The organism is Pseudomonas sp. NEEL19 (assembly GCF_028751975.1).
Taxonomy (GTDB): Bacteria; Pseudomonadota; Gammaproteobacteria; order Pseudomonadales; family Pseudomonadaceae; genus Aquipseudomonas; species Aquipseudomonas juntendi.
The window spans coordinates 2,734,597-2,750,924 of sequence record NZ_CP081491.1 but is presented as its reverse complement, the minus strand read 5'-3'; the positions used below and the strand labels follow the sequence as shown (position 1 = coordinate 2,750,924).

15 protein-coding genes are annotated in these 16,328 nt (G+C 62.6%); 12 read left to right on the top strand and 3 right to left on the bottom strand.

Annotated elements, in window-relative coordinates:
• The gene (locus tag K4A76_RS12165) at positions 1-1,527 is read right to left on the bottom strand and encodes a 3-hydroxyacyl-CoA dehydrogenase (protein WP_274410328.1); all 1,527 of its coding nucleotides are present in this window, start codon (positions 1,525-1,527) and stop codon (positions 1-3) included.
• Between the two features lie 192 nt (positions 1,528-1,719).
• Here K4A76_RS12165 and K4A76_RS12160 point away from each other — a divergent pair, with 192 nt between their 5' ends.
• From K4A76_RS12160 to K4A76_RS12130, 7 genes are all read left to right on the top strand, one after another.
• The gene (locus K4A76_RS12160) at positions 1,720-2,478 is read left to right on the top strand and encodes a GntR family transcriptional regulator (protein ID WP_082416100.1); all 759 of its coding nucleotides are present in this window, start codon (positions 1,720-1,722) and stop codon (positions 2,476-2,478) included.
• Positions 2,479-2,486: 8 nt separating this feature from the next.
• Positions 2,487-3,101, top strand: a complete 615-nt coding sequence (locus K4A76_RS12155) for a glutathione S-transferase family protein (protein WP_054911575.1) — start codon at positions 2,487-2,489, stop codon at positions 3,099-3,101.
• Positions 3,102-3,226: 125 nt separating this feature from the next.
• The gene (locus K4A76_RS12150) at positions 3,227-3,868 is read left to right on the top strand and encodes a glutathione S-transferase family protein (RefSeq protein WP_110676456.1); all 642 of its coding nucleotides are present in this window, start codon (positions 3,227-3,229) and stop codon (positions 3,866-3,868) included.
• Between the two features lie 16 nt (positions 3,869-3,884).
• Positions 3,885-5,096: a CaiB/BaiF CoA transferase family protein gene (locus K4A76_RS12145; RefSeq protein ID WP_274410327.1), complete on the top strand. Its 1,212-nt coding sequence runs from the start codon at positions 3,885-3,887 to the stop codon at positions 5,094-5,096.
• Between the two features lie 3 nt (positions 5,097-5,099).
• Positions 5,100-5,741, top strand: a complete 642-nt coding sequence (locus K4A76_RS12140; RefSeq protein ID WP_054911572.1) for a carboxymuconolactone decarboxylase family protein — start codon at positions 5,100-5,102, stop codon at positions 5,739-5,741.
• Positions 5,741-6,628 (top strand): amidohydrolase family protein, encoded by an 888-nt coding sequence (locus K4A76_RS12135; protein ID WP_054911571.1) that lies wholly within the window; start codon positions 5,741-5,743, stop codon positions 6,626-6,628. The genes K4A76_RS12140 and K4A76_RS12135 overlap by 1 nt, the downstream gene beginning before the upstream one ends.
• Complete coding sequence (locus K4A76_RS12130) at positions 6,628-7,392, top strand: enoyl-CoA hydratase-related protein (RefSeq protein WP_054911570.1); 765 nt, start codon at positions 6,628-6,630, stop codon at positions 7,390-7,392. Before K4A76_RS12135 ends, K4A76_RS12130 begins: the two co-directional genes overlap by 1 nt.
• Before the next feature lie 55 nt (positions 7,393-7,447).
• Here K4A76_RS12130 and K4A76_RS12125 read toward each other — a convergent pair whose 3' ends face one another.
• Positions 7,448-8,299: an alpha/beta fold hydrolase gene (locus tag K4A76_RS12125; RefSeq protein ID WP_054911569.1), complete on the bottom strand. Its 852-nt coding sequence runs from the start codon at positions 8,297-8,299 to the stop codon at positions 7,448-7,450.
• A gap of 83 nt (positions 8,300-8,382) precedes the next feature.
• Positions 8,383-9,657, bottom strand: coding sequence for an OprD family outer membrane porin (locus tag K4A76_RS12120; protein ID WP_274410326.1), 1,275 nt, complete (start codon positions 9,655-9,657; stop codon positions 8,383-8,385).
• Between the two features lie 234 nt (positions 9,658-9,891).
• Between K4A76_RS12120 and K4A76_RS12115 the strand changes: the two genes are divergently transcribed.
• From K4A76_RS12115 to K4A76_RS12095, 5 genes are all read left to right on the top strand, one after another.
• Positions 9,892-11,232: an MFS transporter gene (locus K4A76_RS12115; RefSeq protein WP_054911567.1), complete on the top strand. Its 1,341-nt coding sequence runs from the start codon at positions 9,892-9,894 to the stop codon at positions 11,230-11,232.
• 32 nt (positions 11,233-11,264) lie between these two features.
• Positions 11,265-12,467, top strand: a complete 1,203-nt coding sequence (gene pcaF, locus K4A76_RS12110; RefSeq protein ID WP_110676446.1) for a 3-oxoadipyl-CoA thiolase — start codon at positions 11,265-11,267, stop codon at positions 12,465-12,467.
• Between the two features lie 60 nt (positions 12,468-12,527).
• Entirely contained in the window at positions 12,528-13,400 is an 873-nt protein-coding gene (locus K4A76_RS12105) for a fumarate hydratase (RefSeq protein ID WP_054911565.1), read from the top strand.
• Between the two features lie 10 nt (positions 13,401-13,410).
• Positions 13,411-14,037 (top strand): fumarate hydratase C-terminal domain-containing protein, encoded by a 627-nt coding sequence (locus tag K4A76_RS12100; RefSeq protein WP_110676444.1) that lies wholly within the window; start codon positions 13,411-13,413, stop codon positions 14,035-14,037.
• A 209-nt stretch (positions 14,038-14,246) separates the two neighbouring features.
• The gene (locus tag K4A76_RS12095; RefSeq protein WP_125855652.1) at positions 14,247-16,298 is read left to right on the top strand and encodes a TonB-dependent receptor; all 2,052 of its coding nucleotides are present in this window, start codon (positions 14,247-14,249) and stop codon (positions 16,296-16,298) included.
• Positions 16,299-16,328 lie beyond the last annotated feature (30 nt).

The following is a 16,328-nucleotide window of genomic DNA, read 5'->3' as shown; positions in this document are numbered from 1 at the left end:
CTATTCAGCGTGGTTCCAGGGCGTGTTGGTCAGTGCCTTGCGGCGCAGCAGCGCATTGGCGCGGTAGCGGCCATCGGGGCAGGCGCGGGCCAGGTTGTCCAGCACGGTGACCACGTTGTGGTTGCCGAACGCGTCGGCCCAGGCCAGCGGGCCCACCGGGTAGTTGACCCCCTTGAGCATGGCAAGGTCGACCGCCTGCGCGGTGGCGATGCCTTGGCTGACGGCCTGCGCCGCTTCGTTGGCAAGCATGCACAGCGTGCGTGTCACGAGCATGCCCGCCACGTCGTCGATGATGACCACCTGCTTGCCCAGCGCCTGGAAAAAGCCAACCACGCTATCCAGGGAGGCGCGCCTGCAGGTGTCGGCGCCGCTGAGCACGACCAGGGAGGCTGCTTCAAGGTGGGTAGAGGCGTCGAACAGCACGACCTGGTCGAGTTCCTGGGCGGTCGCCAGCGCAAGGGCAGTCAGCCCGAGGCAAGGGCGTAGCTGCACGCCGTCTACCATCAGGTAGCCGTCGCCGTTGTGCCTTTCGATGTGGCAGCCATGTTCCTCGGCCACGTGCCGAACGGTTTGCGCCCCAGGAAAATCGCCAAATTGCTGGACCAGCTTTGGTTGTGGGCAAGCGGCTTCATAGGTGATGGCATCGGGCGTCGAGCCCGGATCGTAGCGGTAGAAGCCGCGGCCGGTCTTGCGGCCCAGCCACCCTGCGTCCACCAGTGCTTTCTGGGTGAGCGAAGGGCGGTAGCGAGGGTCCTGGAAGAAGGCGTCGTAAATGCTTCGCGTCACCGCAAAATTGGTGTCGTGGCCGATCAGGTCCATCAGCTCCAGCGGCCCCATGCGAAACCCGCCTGCATCGCGCAACGCGGCATCGATCACTGCAGCAGGCGCCACCTGGTCTTCCAGGCCCAGCAGGGCTTCGGCGTAGAACGGGCGGGCCACGCGGTTGACGATGAAGCCTGGCGTTGACTTGCACTCGACTGGGCATTTGCCCCACTGGGTGGCCAGTTCGCTGACCTGGGCTACCACGGTTGCGCAGGTGGCTTCGCCTTTGACCACCTCGACCAGCGGCAGCACCGTTGCCGGGTTGAAGAAATGCATGCCGACCATGCGCTGCGGCCTTTGCAGGGTTGCCGCGATCGCCGTGATCGAAATGGAGGAGGTGTTGCTGGCGAGGATGGTGTGCTCGCCGACCACTGCTTCGAGTGCGCTGAACAGTTGTTGCTTGATTTCCAGGTTTTCGATGATGGCTTCCACCACCAGTGCGCACGCCGAGAGTTCGCTCAACTCGGCTGCCAGGGTCAGCCGGGCCAGGCATTCGTCCCGTTGCCGGGCAGTCAGGTGCCCGCGCTTGACCCATCGATCCAGCGAGGCGGTGACGCTTTCGGCGCCCTGGGTCAGCGCTTGCTGGCGCGTGTCGTGCAAGTACACGGTATGCCCGGCTCGCAAGGCCACGGCGACGATGCCCGCACCCATCGTGCCTGCCCCTATGATGCCAATGCTGGCTGTTTTGCTCAGTGCGGTGCTCATGCCTGATACCCGTGTGACAGTGCGAATGATGCCAACACTGTACGTACATGAGACCTTAAAGGTCAATAGGATGACCTATAGAATTAACTACCAATGGACCTTAAAGGCTAATAATGCAAACCTATGGTTTATGCGATACTGCCGCCGCGCGATCAAGGCATGCCCCACGGGGCTCACAGACGAGACCAATTGATGAAAGACCTAGATGCATTGGCCAGCAAGTCAGGCATTGATTTCAGCCGCAGTGGCGTAGCCCGCTACATCCAGCTGGCCACGTTGTTCCGCCGCAGGATCGAGCAAGGCCTGTGGCCGGTAGGCGGGCAGATACCCACGGTGGATGACCTTGCCGCGGAGTGCAGCGTGGCTCGCGCAACGGTGCGTCAAGCGCTGGACATCCTCGAAGAGGACAAGCTGATACGGCGCTTCCGTGCCAAGGGCACCTTCGTCATCCAGCAGCCACAAGAGCAGATGTGGTGTGAAGTGCCCACCGACTGGTCGGGCCTGTTGCTGTCACCGGAAGGGGTCACGACAGAGGTGCTGTCTTTCGACGTCAAGGCCCAGCCTGTCAATGTGCAGCACAAGATCGGTGAAATGGCACCGGAGTACCGGTGCTGGCGGCGCCGCCACCTGCGCGAAGGCAAACCGTATTACATCGGCAACGCATTCATCGATGCGCGGCTGGTGCGCAAGATTCCGGCGAAACTGCTTGAAACCCACACGACCTTGCGAATCCTCAAGGACCTGCCCGGCCTGACGCTGAAGGAAGTGCACCAGACCATCACCATTGGCACGGCAGACCTGGCGACTGCAGAGGCGCTGGAGATCCCGCTCAATGCCCCGGTTGCCTATTGTTACCGGTCTGCCATCGATGACCAGGGGCGGTTGGTGTTCGTCGGGGATGGGGTATACCGAGGTGACGTGGTCAGGCTCGACGTCAAGGTCAGCGTATGACTGGCGGGATGACGCTGCATTGGTCGCCACTGTCGCCGTTCGTGCGCAAGGTCATGTGCGTGATCCATGAACGCCGGCTGGCAGGCCAGGTGCGCTGTGTGCGCACCAAGGTCTCCCGGCACGTGCCCAATGCTGCGCTGCTGGCGATCAACCCGTTGATGCGCATTCCAACACTGGAGCTGGGTAACGGCTCGGTGTTGTTCGATTCTGTGGTGATCTGTGAATACCTCGATACCCTCGGGCACGGCCCGGGGCTGTACCCGCAGCAGGCCGACAGGCGTTGGCAAGCCTTGCGCTGGCAGGCGTTAGGCGATGGCTTGTGTGACACGCTGATTGTATGGCGACATGAACGTGAGCGGCCCGAGGCCCAACAGCAGCAGGACTTCCTGCACGCCAGCGCACTCAAGCTCTCATCGACCCTGCAATTGCTGGAGCATGAGGTGGCGCAACTGGATACGGTTGCCTACGGTATTGGCCATATCGCGATCGGCTGCGCCCTGGGCTACCTGGCGGTTCGCTTCGCCGACGTGCCGTGGCATGCCAGCCACCCCCAGCTTGCCCAATGGCAGCAGCGATTCGAGGCGCGCGAATCCAGCCGGTTGAGCGCGCCTGCGCACGCCTGAGAAAAAATCATTGCACGGGGGATGGCAAGCGCTTTTCAGATAGGTCTATACTGAAAAGGTCATAAAGTTAGCACATAGGATCAAAAGTGACCTTTGTCTCTACTCCCCACCCGGCAAGCCAAGCGATGACCCTGCACTGGTCGCCGCGCTCACCGTTCGTACGCAAGGTGATGATCGTACTGCACGAAACGGGTCTGCTCGACCGCGTCACCTGCGTGCGCAATGTCGTGGGCATGAACCAGCTCAATGAGCAGGTCATGCTCGACAACCCCTTGAACAAGATCCCGACGCTGGTGCTTGCCGATGGCCGCAAGCTCTACGACTCGCGTGTCATCTGTGACTTCCTCGATGGCCTGCACAATGGCACCAGGCTGGTCCCGGCCGACCGTGCCCGGTACCTGCAAGCCATGACCTGGCAAGCGCTGGGCGACGGATTCATCGATGTGCTGTTGCTGTGGCGCAACTGGTACATCGACCGTGGCTTGCCCCACGACTGTGCCGACGACCCCTTTCTCAATGCCTTCAACGCAAAATGCCAAGCCGTGCTCGCCGCCCTGGAAGCCCAGGCTGCCGAGCTTGAAGCCGCACCCTTCGGGCTAGGCCATATCGCCATCGGTTGTGCGCTTGGCCAGCTGGATTTTCGCTGGTCATTCATTGCCTGGCGCCCCGGCCATCCGGCCCTGGCGCACTGGTATCAGCAGTTCCAGTCGCGCCCCGCCGTGGCCGCGACCGCAATTCGTGATGACAACGCGCCGAGCGCCACCTAACTCTGGAGTCCATAACATGGCAGGCCCACTTTCACATATCCGCGTTCTCGATCTGAGCCGGATCATGGCAGGCCCCTGGTCGGGACAGGTTCTGGCTGACCTTGGTGCTGACGTAATCAAAGTCGAGCGCCCCGAGGTCGGGGATGACACCCGTACCTGGGGGCCTCCCTTCCTCAAAGATCAAGCAGGCAACGCGACGAAAGAAGCCGGCTACTACCTGTCGGTCAACCGCGGCAAACGCTCGGTCACCGTCGACCTGGCGGACCCGGCCGGGCAGCAGGTGGTCAGGGAGCTGGCGGCCGCGTCGGATATAGTCCTGGAGAACTTCAAAGTCGGTACCTTGAGCCGCTACGGGCTGGGTTACGACGATCTCAAGGCGGTAAAGCCGGATATCATCTACTGCTCCATTACCGGGTTCGGGCAAACCGGACCCAAGCGTGACAACGCCGCCTACGATTTCATGATCCAGGCCATGGGCGGCTTGATGAGCGTGACCGGGGAGCGGGACGACCTGCCGGGCGGTGGGCCACAGAAGGTCGGTATCCCGATCGTCGACATCATGACCGGCATGTATGCCACCGTGGCGGTGCTGGCTGCACTGGCGCACCGCGAGCGCACCGGAGAGGGCGAGTACATCGACCTGGCCATGCTGGATGTGCAGACGGCGGTGCTGGCGAATCAGGCCATGAACCACCTGGTATCAGGCAAGACCCCGCAGCGCGCTGGCAATCGCCACCCGAACATCCAGCCACAAGACGTTTTCAAGTGCGCCGATGGCCACATCGTGCTGGCGGTAGGCAACGACGGTCAGTTCCGGCGTTTCTGCGAAGTGATTGCAGCGCCAGCACTGGCCGACGACCCCCTGTATGCCACCAACCAGGCCCGGGTCGACAACCTGCCGTCCTTGCTGCGCCTTATCGCCGAGCGGCTTGCCGAGCGCCCGCTGCAGGAATGGCTGAGCGCGCTGGAAGCAGCCAAGGTGCCGTGCGGGCCGATCAACACGGTGCCCATGGTGTTTGCCGACGAGCAGGTCCAGGCCCGAGAAATGCTGCGCCAGCTGCCCCACCCACTGGCCGGCGTGGTACCGCAAGTGGTAAGCCCGATTCGCATGCGCAATGCCAGTCTGGATTTCAACCGTGCACCGCCGCTGTTGGGCCAGCACACGGCTGACGTGTTGCGTGAGCTTGGCATCACGATCCCTGTTCCATCCGCCGCCTCGCAGGAGTGAGTCATGGCCAGAATTCCGCTGTTTGATGCCCGCACCATGTCCGAGGCGCAGGCTGAAGTGTATGAAGCCGTTGTCCGTGGCCCCCGCGGGCGCCTTGTGGGCCCTTTGCGGGCCGCCATGCATAACCCGGTGCTGGCTGACCGCTGGCAGCGCCTGGGCGAAGTACTGCGTTACGACACGGTGTTGCCCAAACGCTTGAGTGAACTGGCGATCCTGGTCACGGCGCGGCGCTGGAATGGCCAGCTGGAATGGCATATTCACGCCGACGACGCAGCCAAGGCCGGGTTGCAGAGCACGATCATCGACGCCATTGCAGCAGGGGAGGCACCGGTGTTCGACGACTCGGAGGCCTGGGACATTTATACCTTCGCCCGGCAGATGCAACTGCATGGCGACGTTCAGGAAGACGTGTACGAGCGCATTCATGCGCGCTGGGGCACGGTGGGCGTGGTCGAATTGTCTTCGGTGATCGGCTACTACACGCTGGTTGCCATGACCCTGAACGTGCACCGTATTCCGTTGCCCGATGAGGTCAAGGCGCCCCTGCAAGTGGCAACCGATGCCCAGTGCGGCTTACCGCGTTTGACAGAGCCGGCGCCGGCGGTTTTCCAGGCTGGCGCACACCCTGCGATGGGGGAGCGTTGATGGACACCATTGAACCGCGCATGCCGGCGCACACCGCTCGAAGCGTGCCGGCGGGTGCCTGTGACGTGCACTGCCACGTCTTCGGCCCGCTCGATACCTTTGCCACCGGCCCGGCCACGTATGCGATTCCATTGGCAGCGCCCTCGGTCTATCGCCAGATGCTGGACAGCGTCGGCCTGGACCGGGGCGTGCTGGTGCAGCCGGCACCTTATGGCACCGATACCCGCGCCCTGGTCAATGCCCTGGGTGAGCTGGCCGGCCGGGCACGGGGCATCGCCGTTGCCGATGCGAGCATCAGCGACGCCAGCCTCGACACCTTGCATCAGGCGGGGGTACGCGGGCTGCGCTTTATCGAGATGCTCGACCCCAGCAGCGGCAAGCGTTACGCCGGCAGCATAGGCGTCGATACCCTGTGCCAATTGGCGCCACGCATGCGCGAACGGGGCTGGCACGCGCACATCTGGGCCAAGGCCCAGGACTGCCCGCGTGTCTTCGAGACGGTCAGGCATCTCGACATGCCGATCGTGTTCGACCACATGGGGCAATTCGATGTGGCGGCCGGCGTGGAAGGCGCGGCGTTCCAGCAGTTTCTGGCCCTGCTCGACAGCGGCCAGGTGTGGGCAAAGCTGTCGCTTTGCCGGGTGTCCCGGCAGGCACCTGCATACGCCGAGCTGCAGCCATTCCACCAGGCCCTGGTGAACAAGCGGCCAGACAGGCTGCTGTGGGGGTCTGACTGGCCCTTTGTGCGCATGGCCGAACAATCACCGGACGTCGGCCAGTTGCTGGACGTGTTCATGAACTGGGTAGGGGACGAAGCGATCATTCGTCAGATCCTGGTGGACAACCCTGCCCATCTTTTCGGTTTCGACAGTAAGGAAAGCGCGTGATGCAAGATTTGAAGCTTGAGATCAACGAGGGCGTGGCGGTCGTCACGCTGGACCGTGCACCGGTTAACGCAATCACCTTGGCCCACTACCAGGCTATCGGCGAACTGTTCACCCGGCTGGGGAGCGACCCGGCGGTCAACTGCGTGATTTTCACCGCTGCAGGTGATCGGGCCTTCTGTGCTGGCCTGGATCTGCACGAGTTCCTTGCCGCGACCGTCGATGAAGACCCCGCGCGTGCGGCAGTCGTGCGGCAATGTTTCGCGGCGGTACGCCAGTGCGCCGTGCCGGTGATCGCAGCGGTAAACGGCCCTGCGTTGGGCGCCGGAACGGTGCTGGCGGCAGTCTGCGATATTCGCCTCGCCAGCGAACGGGCAAAGTTCAGCATGCCGGAGATCAACGTCGGCCGCTGTGGCGGCGGCGCGCACCTTGGGCGTTTGATCGGGCAGGGCAACCTGCGCAAGATGTTCTTCACCGGGCTGCCGATCGACGCCGCAGAGGCACTGCGCATTGGCCTGGTCGAGGAGGTTCTGGCGCCTGAGGCCCTGATGTCGCGGGCCCAGGAGCTGGCCCGGCTGATCGCGAGCAAGAGCCCGCTGGGCTTGCGCATGGGCAAGGCGTCGCTGAACGAGATCGAGTTCATGCAGGTAGAAGACGGCTATCAGGTCGAGCAGGGCTACAGCACCCGGCTGATGGCGACCGAGGACGCCCGTGAAGCGACCCGGGCGGTGGTGGAGAAGCGCGCACCGGTGTTCGTCGGGCGCTGATCAGGCGGGGTGGCGCAAAGGGAGATCAGTGATGATCTCCCTTTTTTCGTCACGCTTACCGAGGTAAGCCATCAGCCCAATCGGCAATGGCGTCGGCGGTTTCCAAAGGCTTTTCCGCCGGCAGCGCATGGCTTGCATGTGGGATGACCTTGATCGTCACCCGGTCGCCGAACTCCTCCTTGGTTTCCATGCGCGAGCGCTCGGGCCGGAAGGGGTCGGCGCCAGCCTGCAAGTCTAGGATCGGGGCGCTGCCGCCTGCCCAGTAGCTCTCTTTGGGGGTATTGGCACGTGCCTCCCGCTGGCTTTGGGTGACCTGCGGGTGCCACCCGGTCAGCCAGGGGCGCGGATCATTCCCTTCGGCGAAGAAGGCCAGGCGCAACGCGGCGAGTTTTTCATCCTCGGGGGTTTGCTCGGCGTTGATCCGGGTGATGGCATCGGACAGCTCGCTGGGCCACTGGCGTGCGCCACCGGCAAGCAGCACGATCCCGCGCACAGCCTGTGGGTGGTCGCTGGCGATGGTCTTGGCGATCCACTGGCCGTACGCATGCCCGGCAACGATTGCCGGGCCGCCTTCGGCGGCGATCACGTTGGCGAAGTCGTCGCCGAAATCGTGGAACGTCACGTTTTTCATCGGCCCTTTACTGCCTGCCACACCCCTGGGTTCGGGCAAGACCACGCGATAGCCGCGGCGCACCAGTTGCTCGGCCAATGGGGCGAATTCGGCGCTGCCGCGGCCAGTGGAGGCCAGGATCATCACCAGCGGCCCCTGGCCCTGCACCGAGTAGGCGATGGTGGCGTCGGCATGCTGGATGGTGCGGTGGGCGATGTTGCCCTGCGACCAGGCGGCCGGGGCGAGCGCAATTGCGCACAAGACACTCAGAGGGGCGACTAATTTCGACAGTTTCATTGAACACCTTCCGGTTGGGGGGAAACCCCTGCACCCCACCCGCCAGAGCGTGGCCGGCGTGGGGGAGGGTGGAATGAGCTGGATCAGAACTTGAAGCTGTAGTCGACGATCAGGCGGTCCTGGTCGCTGTTGCGCTGGTAATTGCTGCGCAGCACGCCATGGCGCCAGCGCACGGCGAGGTCCTTGAACGTGCCGCTTTGCACCACGTAGCCGATATCGGTATCCAGTTCCCGCTCGCGGCCATCCTGCTGCACCCCGACGACCTGGGCGTTGTCACTTTTCACATAGCGCACGGTCAGCATCAGCCCGGGAAGGCCGGCAGCCGCGAAGTTGTAGTCATAGCGCGCCAGCCATGAAGCCTGGTTCTGCTTGGCGAAGTTGGTCAGCATCATTTCGGTGTGCAGGTAGGTGGCTGTATTTTCCAGCTGCGGGTATGCGCCTTTGCCATCGACCTTCTGGTAGCCGGCCTGCAGCGTGTGGCCGTTCCACTCGTAGCCGAACAGCCCGCTGTACACCCGATTGTCGATAGTGCCGGCGTCGCCAGCGCCGGCTTCCTGGGAAGCGAACAGCCTGATGTCGCTGACCAGGCGCCCCGGCCCCGCCGGCAACTTGCCTTTGATGCCGACGAAGTGTTGGCGGTAGACGTCTTCCAGCTCACCGAGGTTGTAACTGAGCACCACATCCTTGCCCAGCGCGTAGTCTGCTGCGGCGTATTTGAAGTCGCGGTTGTCGGTGCGTGGGTATTGCCCGTTGGCGTAGGCGATACCGATGCCCTGATAATCGGTGGAGTCCCGGTGGCGGGCACGGTCGAGCCTGCCGGCGCGCAGGGTCAGCCCGTTGATCGAGGTGTTGGTGACCTGGGTGCCGCGGAAGTCCTGGGGGAACAGCCGGGTGGTGCTTGGCTGCAACACGCCCAGGCTCGGGTTGATGGTACCGACCAGCACTTGCGTGTCCTGGTACAGCCTCAGCTTCGCGGTGAGGGCCAGTTTGCTGTATTCGTCCTGTGACTCGCGGGCATAGCTGGGGCCACCCGGGCGGCTTTCGGCGTTACGCGGCAGCAGGCCAGAGCCGCTTCGCTGCGGACCTGAGTCGAGCTTGAAACCGTACATCAGTGCTGCATCCAGGCCCAGGCCAATGTCGCCCTCGGTGTAGCCGGACTGGAAGCGAAAGGTCAGGCCCTGGGCACTTTCTTCGACGCGGTTCTGGCCGCTGCCATCCCGGTAATCGTTCTGGAAATAGAAGGTTCTGGAGTCCACCGAGGTCTTGCTGTCATCGAGAAAAGCGGCTTGTACGCCTGACGACACGGCGAGGGTAAGTGTGGTCAGCGTCAGCAGCTGCCGGTTCAGGTTTGTTGTCATTGTTACCTGTCCTATGTGGGGGCGTTTCTATCGGCTGGCATCGCGTCAGCCCACCACAATTACCGGCGAGGACGACCTAAAAGTCAATAGGCTATAAAAATGACCTATTGACTTTTAGGTCGTGCAGCGGTCTCATGGGACCACAGCAAGCGCCCAGGGCTTGGCTGATAGCCGTACACTGAGCGGCACGCTCATGTGACGGCAAAACCGATAACAACAACAGGGCAACCCACAATGATCACAGCGCGCGAAAGTGCAGATGCCGTCCAGGCTTACACCGACGAACAGTTCGCCCAGCGGACGTTCGCTCGTGTGAAATGGAAGATCCTGCCACTGCTCATGATCTGCTACGTCTTGGCACTGATTGACCGCAACGTCATCGGCTTCGCCAAGCTCGGCTTCATGACTGACCTTGGTTTCGGCGAAATGGTGTACGGCATCGGCGCCGGCATTTTCTTCGTCGGCTATATCCTGTTCGAGATCCCCAGCAACCTGATGCTGCAGCGCATCGGTTTTCGCAAGACGGTGCTGCGCATCATGATCATGTGGGGTATCGCCTGTGCGGCGTTCTCCATGATGCAAAGCGAAACCATGTTCTACATCCTGCGCTTTGCGCTGGGTGTGGCCGAAGCGGGCTTCTTCCCGGGGGTGTTGCTGTTCCTCACGCTGTGGGTGCCGCGTAACCGCCGAGCCAGCGTAACGGCGATGTTCATGGCTGCGATCCCTATTTCAGGCATGATCGGCGGGCCACTGGCGGGCGGCATCATGCAGCACCTTGACGGTTTGTTCGGCCTGAAGGGTTGGCAGATCCTGTTCCTGGTCGCCGGCCTGCCGGCCTGCGTGATGGGCGTCGCCACCTACCTGTTGCTGGACAACTCGCCCAAGGAAGCCAAGTGGCTGTCCGAGCAGGAGCGCCAGGTCATCCTCGACGAGTTGGCGGCAGATGACACCAGCAATGCCAACGAACACCATTCCCTCTGGGGCGCGTTCAAGGACAAACGTGTGTATGTGCTGGCGTTCACCGCACTGGCGGTTTTCAGTGGCGCAGTGGCGGCTGCATTCTGGGTGCCGACCATCATTCGCAAAACGGGCATCACCGACCTGTTCCATGTCGGCCTGCTGTCGGCACTGCCGTTCATGGTGGGTGTGATCGCGCAGTACCTGGTGGGCAAGCATTCGGACAAGGTCATGGAGCGCCGCTGGCATGTGGCGATCTGCTTGAGCATTTCGGCGCTTGGCTGGTTGACCCTGGCCATTCTGCAACCCAGCACCACTGTCTCGGTGATTCTGCTGATCGTCGCCACCGCATCGGTTCTGGGTGCGACCGGTCCGTTCTGGACATTGCCCGGCAGCCTGCTGACCGGCAAGGCGGCAGCGGGCAGCATCGCCCTGGTCACCACGCTGGCCGGTGTCGGTAACGTGTTCATGCCGGCGCTGGTGGGTGCGTTGATCGATCTGACCGGCAGCATGGCCGCATCCCAGGCCGCCTATGGCGTGCTGATGCTGACTGGCGCCGCGATGATCCTGCTGGGCACCCCGGCTGAAGCCGGCAAGCCCGTCGTCAAAGCCAACTGATTCGCTTCAGAATCTGCACAGGAACGATGCACATGCGTGATGTTTTCATATGCGATGCCGTCCGTACGCCAATCGGGCGTTTTGCTGGAGCCCTGGCGGGCGTGCGGGCGGATGACCTGGCCGCTGTTCCACTCAAGGCGTTGATCGCCCGCAACCCTGGGGTAGACCTGACGGCCATCGAGGAAGTGTTCCTGGGCTGTGCCAACCAGGCCGGTGAGGACAACCGCAATGTTGCGCGCATGGCCGCGCTGCTGGCCGGGTTGCCGGCATCTGTGCCGGGGGTGACCTTGAACCGCCTGTGCGCCTCGGGGCTGGACGCAGTTGGTACGGCCTACCGGGCAATTGCCTGCGGCGAAATGGCCTTGGCCATTGCCGGTGGCGTCGAGTCGATGTCCAGGGCACCGTTTGTAATGGGCAAGGCTGAAGCGGCGTATTCCCGTGCGCTGAGCATCGAGGACACCACCATCGGCTGGCGCTTCGTCAACCCGGCCATGGCCGAGCAGTATGGCGTAGACAGCATGCCGCAGACCGCGGACAACGTTGCCGCGCAATACGGTATTTCCCGTGCAGACCAGGATGCCTTTTCCAACCGTAGCCAGGCCCGCGCGGCGCAGGCGCAGCGCAGTGGTTTCTTCGCTGAAGAAATCGTTCCTGTGGTCGTGCGTGAGCGCAAGGGCGAACGGATCGTCGAGCAGGACGAGCACCTGCGCCCGGAAACCACCCTGCAGGCACTCTCGGCGTTGAAACCGGTGAACGGTGCGGGCAACACCGTAACCGCAGGCAATGCGTCGGGTGTGAACGATGGTGCAGCCGCCATGTTCCTTGCCAGCGCAGCGGCGGTCGAGCGCCATGGCCTCACCCCACGTGCCCGGGTGCTGGGCATGGCCAGCGCGGGGGTGGCGCCACGGGTCATGGGTATCGGGCCTGTGCCAGCCGTGCAGAAACTGCTGGCCCGGCTTGAACTGGAAATTGGCGACTTCGATGTCATTGAGCTCAACGAGGCGTTCGCCAGCCAGAGCCTGGCCGTGGCCAGGGCATTGAACATTGCCGACGACGCCCTGCACCTGAACCCGCATGGCGGTGCCATCGCCCTCGGTCACCCCTTGGGCATGAGCGGTGCACGGCTGGTGATGACCGCCATTCACGCCCTGGAAAAGCAGGGCGGCCGGCGCGGCCTGGCAACGATGTGCGTTGGGGTCGGCCAGGGCCTGGCGCTGGCCTTCGAACGCGTTTGACGCAACACCTCAAGCCAGGCTTGCCTGGCTTCTTACAAAAAAAATGCTGAGGAGCCTGTAATGGGTACCATCTCGTCGGACTTGCTACGCCAAGTGACTGCCGAACTCTATGAGCGCTCGCTGAAGAAAATCCCTGAAGACACCAAGCGGGCGCTTGCCCAGGCGAAGGCCGTGGAGCGCAATCAGACCGCAAGCCAGACCCTGGACATCATGATCGCCAGCGCACGCGCGGCGGAAGAGGAAAACCATTTTGTCTGCTCCGACTCGGGCGTGCCGGTGTATTTCGTCAAGGTTGGCACCAAGGTCAATTTCGATGGGCCGGTGAAGCAGGCCATCACCGATGGGTTCAGCGACCTCGTCGCCACCATCCAGCCACCCATGCTGGCCCATGTGACCAACCCACTGACTCTTGAGCGTGGCTACGCGGGCAAGGACATGCCCATCACCACCTTCGAATTGATCGATGACGCTGATTACGTCGAGATCACCTGTTCACCCAAGGCCCTGGGCTCCGGGCGCTGGGCAGCACTGGAAATCTTCACCTTTCCAAGCCTCGAAGACATCGAGCGGTATGTCATGGAAGTGGTCCTCAAGGCTGGCCCTCAGCACTGTCCTCCGGTGGTGATCGGTGTCGGGATTGGCGGCACCTTCGACTACGCCGCGAAACTGGCCAAGCAAGCCATGCTGCGCCAGATCGGAACATCCAACCCCGAGCCAGTGCTGGCGGACATGGAAGAACGCTTGCGCCAAGCCGTCAATGCCACAGGGTTCGGCCCCATGGGTACCGGCGGCGATAGCACGGCCATGGCGGTGCACGTGGATTACGCGTCCGGCCATGGTTTCACGCCGGTGGCCGTGTGCTTCAACTGCTGGATCAACCGACGTCGTTCCGCCCGGATCCACCCGGACGGTCGCGTCGATTATTTCGAGTGAGGAACGCCCTATGAAGCGGCTTCAAGCGCCATTTGATGAACACGCTATCCGTTCCCTTCGTGCCGGCGACCTGGTGGTGGTTGACGGCGACGTGGTGATCACCGCCGGCCTGCCCACGCACCAGCGGTTGATGCACTGCCTGGAAAGCGGCGAGGCCCCCCCTGTCGAGTTGCGCGGCCAAGCGCTTTTTCATCTTGGGGGCTACAGCCAAGGGGAGGGCGAGCATTTCGAGATGCTCTACATCAACCCCACGACCAGCACCCGGTTCAACCCGTACATGCCAACCTTGATCGAGGGTTTCGGCCTTCGGGTGGTCGGCGGCAAAGGTGGCCTGGATGAACATAGCGTCGAGGCAATGAGGAAGGTCGGGTGCGTATACCTGTCCTTCCTGGGTGGCGGCTGCACCTTGCTGTCCCGGGCGATTCAGCGGGTTGTCGAGGTCGGCTGGCCGGAGATGGTCACGCACTATCGGCTTTCACGAATCAATGTGAACGGCCTGGGGCCGGCAGTGGTTGCCATTGATGCGCAGGGGAACAGTTTGTACGCGCAGAATGCGCAGACAGCCGGGGCCCGCTCAGGGGAAGTGTTGGCAGGCCTGCACGCTCAGGCTCGGCAGGAGAAAAGTCAGCTTTCCTAGCATGGGCAAGAACCGCCTGGCCCCAGCAGCCTGCAGCCGGCGGTTCTGCTGGGGCAGGCGGCGCAGCACCAAGGCGGGATCGTGCAGCGGCAGCCAACGCTAGTGGCGCGAAAGGTTATGGTATAACATAAATAAGCGCGGCACTGGCCTTTGGCCTTGCCGCGCATTTGTCTGCCAAACAACAACCCACGCCCGACTCAGGACTCTCAATGCGATTCCCCCAAGCATCGTTTGCCATTTTCACGGCAATGTTCACACCTGACCTTGTCGCCGGACAGACCGGCACCTCGACCATCACGCTCGGTGACGTGAACATCACCCAGACCGCTGGCGTAGCCTTGAGCACCGAAAACGTGCTGACCTCGGTCGACGTTCTTGGCAGCGACCAGGTGCGCGACAAGAACGTGATGAACAGCTGGCAGCTGTTGGGGCAGATGCCAGGCATCCAGTTGACCGAAACCGGCCAAGGTGCAGAGTCTGGCAAGGTCAGTTTCCGTGCGTTCAACGGCGAGGGCTACATCAACGGCATCAAGACGTTGATCGATGGCGTGCCAAGCAACGTCAACAGCGGCAACCAGCGCTTCATCGACATGATTTTCCCGTTGGACATCGAATACATCGAGGTGGTGCGCGGTACCAACGACCCGCGTTATGGGCTGCACAATATCGGTGGCAACATCAACTTTGCCACACGCCAGGGCGGCAACTATGTCGATAGCCGGGTGACCTACGGCAGCTTCGATACCCGTGAAGTGCAGTTGGCAGTCGGCCACGAGGAGGGCAACTTCGCCCAGAACTACATGCTCGCCAAGCAGGACAGCAACGGCTACCGCGACCACAGCAACTCGAACAAATATGCGTTGGGCGGCAAATGGTTTGTCAACAACGATGACCAGACCTTCCGTGTCGGGCTGATTGCCCGGCTTTATCATCACCAAGCCCAGGAGCCGGGCTTCCTCACCCGTGACCAACTGCACGCCAGCCGCACCCAGTCACCTGCCAAGAACGGCAATGATGGTGACGACCGCGACATGAAGCAGGTGAGTTTGCACAGTGACTGGCAGCTGGCCGATGACCTTGGCTTGAGCAGCAAGCTGTACTACAACAGCTACAACGATGACCGCACTGTCACTTTCACCGATTACCGGCCTGGCAACGCACCTCGCCAGCGACGCCAGTGGGACGAGCAGCAGCGCGGCATGCTCAGCAACCTGACCTGGCGCGCCAACGAGTTGCTGACGCTCGATGGCGGCATCAACTACGAAGAGCAGGACAACCTGTACCGTCGCCTGCGCTACAACTACGGTGTGCCAACCGACTTCGACGCGCCGCCGGCGCGCGTGCAAAATGACGACGCTTACACCCTGCGCAATATTGGCGGGTACGTGCAGGCGGTCATTCAGCCTACCGATGCGCTGAAGATCATCCCTGCCATGCGGGTGGATAAATTCTCCGGCAACACCGAGGTGCTCGGCGGCGCCAAGGCATCCCTGCAGGACTATGGCTGGATCCGCCAACCGAAACTCAGCGTGATCTACAGCCTCACCCCCGAAATCGACGTTTACGCCAATTGGGGGCGCACCTTCCAGGTGCTCACCGGATCGGCGGAACCGGCTTACCTGCTGCCCGGGCAAGCCTCGTACGACCCGTCCATCAACACGGGCAAGGAGGTTGGGGTGAAATTCCAGCCGTTCCCGGGTGCCCAGGCGCGGCTTGCGCTGTGGCAGCAGGATGCGACCGATGAAGTCGCGAACATGCCCAGCACCGGTACCACGGTGGGGCTCGGCGAAACCCGCCGCCGTGGCGTGGACATGCAGATCAGCGCACAGCTGGATGAACAGTGGACGGTCTGGGCGTCCCACGCGGTTCAGGAGGCGAAAGTGGTCAAGGGCCTGGCTGCCAACGGCCAGTCGCTGTCAGGAAAAGAAGTGTTTTCCACCCCTCGCTACATCAGCAATGTGGGCGTCGAGTACCGCTACAATGACGATTGGAAGTTCGGCGCGCAGGGGCGGGCACAGGGTAGCTACTACATCGATGAGCTCAACGAGCAGGGCAAGTACGGTGGCTTCGTGGTCGTGGATGCCAGCGTGAGTTACCGGATCACCCCGTCCACCAGCGTGGATCTGCAGGTGAAGAACTTGCTGGGCCGCGAATATGAATATGTCTGGTACGACAACTTCTTCTGGGGCGGCAACGACCAGCCCATGTTCTCGCCCGCCCCAGGCCGTTCGGCATTCGTGTCGTTGAACATGAGCCTGTAACAGGCTGGCCGTGCCACAGGCGAGCGTCTG

What these genes read in the sequence shown, in the direction of transcription:
- K4A76_RS12165 (WP_274410328.1), bottom strand. Translation starts at nt 1,527, where the DNA reads ATGAGCACCGCACTGAGCAAAACAGCCAGCATTGGCATCATAGGGGCA.
- K4A76_RS12160 (WP_082416100.1), top strand. Translation starts at nt 1,720, where the DNA reads ATGAAAGACCTAGATGCATTGGCCAGCAAGTCAGGCATTGATTTCAGC.
- K4A76_RS12155 (WP_054911575.1), top strand. Translation starts at nt 2,487, where the DNA reads ATGACGCTGCATTGGTCGCCACTGTCGCCGTTCGTGCGCAAGGTCATG.
- K4A76_RS12150 (WP_110676456.1), top strand. Translation starts at nt 3,227, where the DNA reads ATGACCCTGCACTGGTCGCCGCGCTCACCGTTCGTACGCAAGGTGATG.
- K4A76_RS12145 (WP_274410327.1), top strand. Translation starts at nt 3,885, where the DNA reads ATGGCAGGCCCACTTTCACATATCCGCGTTCTCGATCTGAGCCGGATC.
- K4A76_RS12140 (WP_054911572.1), top strand. Translation starts at nt 5,100, where the DNA reads ATGGCCAGAATTCCGCTGTTTGATGCCCGCACCATGTCCGAGGCGCAG.
- K4A76_RS12135 (WP_054911571.1), top strand. Translation starts at nt 5,741, where the DNA reads ATGGACACCATTGAACCGCGCATGCCGGCGCACACCGCTCGAAGCGTG.
- K4A76_RS12130 (WP_054911570.1), top strand. Translation starts at nt 6,628, where the DNA reads ATGCAAGATTTGAAGCTTGAGATCAACGAGGGCGTGGCGGTCGTCACG.
- K4A76_RS12125 (WP_054911569.1), bottom strand. Translation starts at nt 8,299, where the DNA reads ATGAAACTGTCGAAATTAGTCGCCCCTCTGAGTGTCTTGTGCGCAATT.
- K4A76_RS12120 (WP_274410326.1), bottom strand. Translation starts at nt 9,657, where the DNA reads ATGACAACAAACCTGAACCGGCAGCTGCTGACGCTGACCACACTTACC.
- K4A76_RS12115 (WP_054911567.1), top strand. Translation starts at nt 9,892, where the DNA reads ATGATCACAGCGCGCGAAAGTGCAGATGCCGTCCAGGCTTACACCGAC.
- pcaF (WP_110676446.1), top strand. Translation starts at nt 11,265, where the DNA reads ATGCGTGATGTTTTCATATGCGATGCCGTCCGTACGCCAATCGGGCGT.
- K4A76_RS12105 (WP_054911565.1), top strand. Translation starts at nt 12,528, where the DNA reads ATGGGTACCATCTCGTCGGACTTGCTACGCCAAGTGACTGCCGAACTC.
- K4A76_RS12100 (WP_110676444.1), top strand. Translation starts at nt 13,411, where the DNA reads ATGAAGCGGCTTCAAGCGCCATTTGATGAACACGCTATCCGTTCCCTT.
- K4A76_RS12095 (WP_125855652.1), top strand. Translation starts at nt 14,247, where the DNA reads ATGCGATTCCCCCAAGCATCGTTTGCCATTTTCACGGCAATGTTCACA.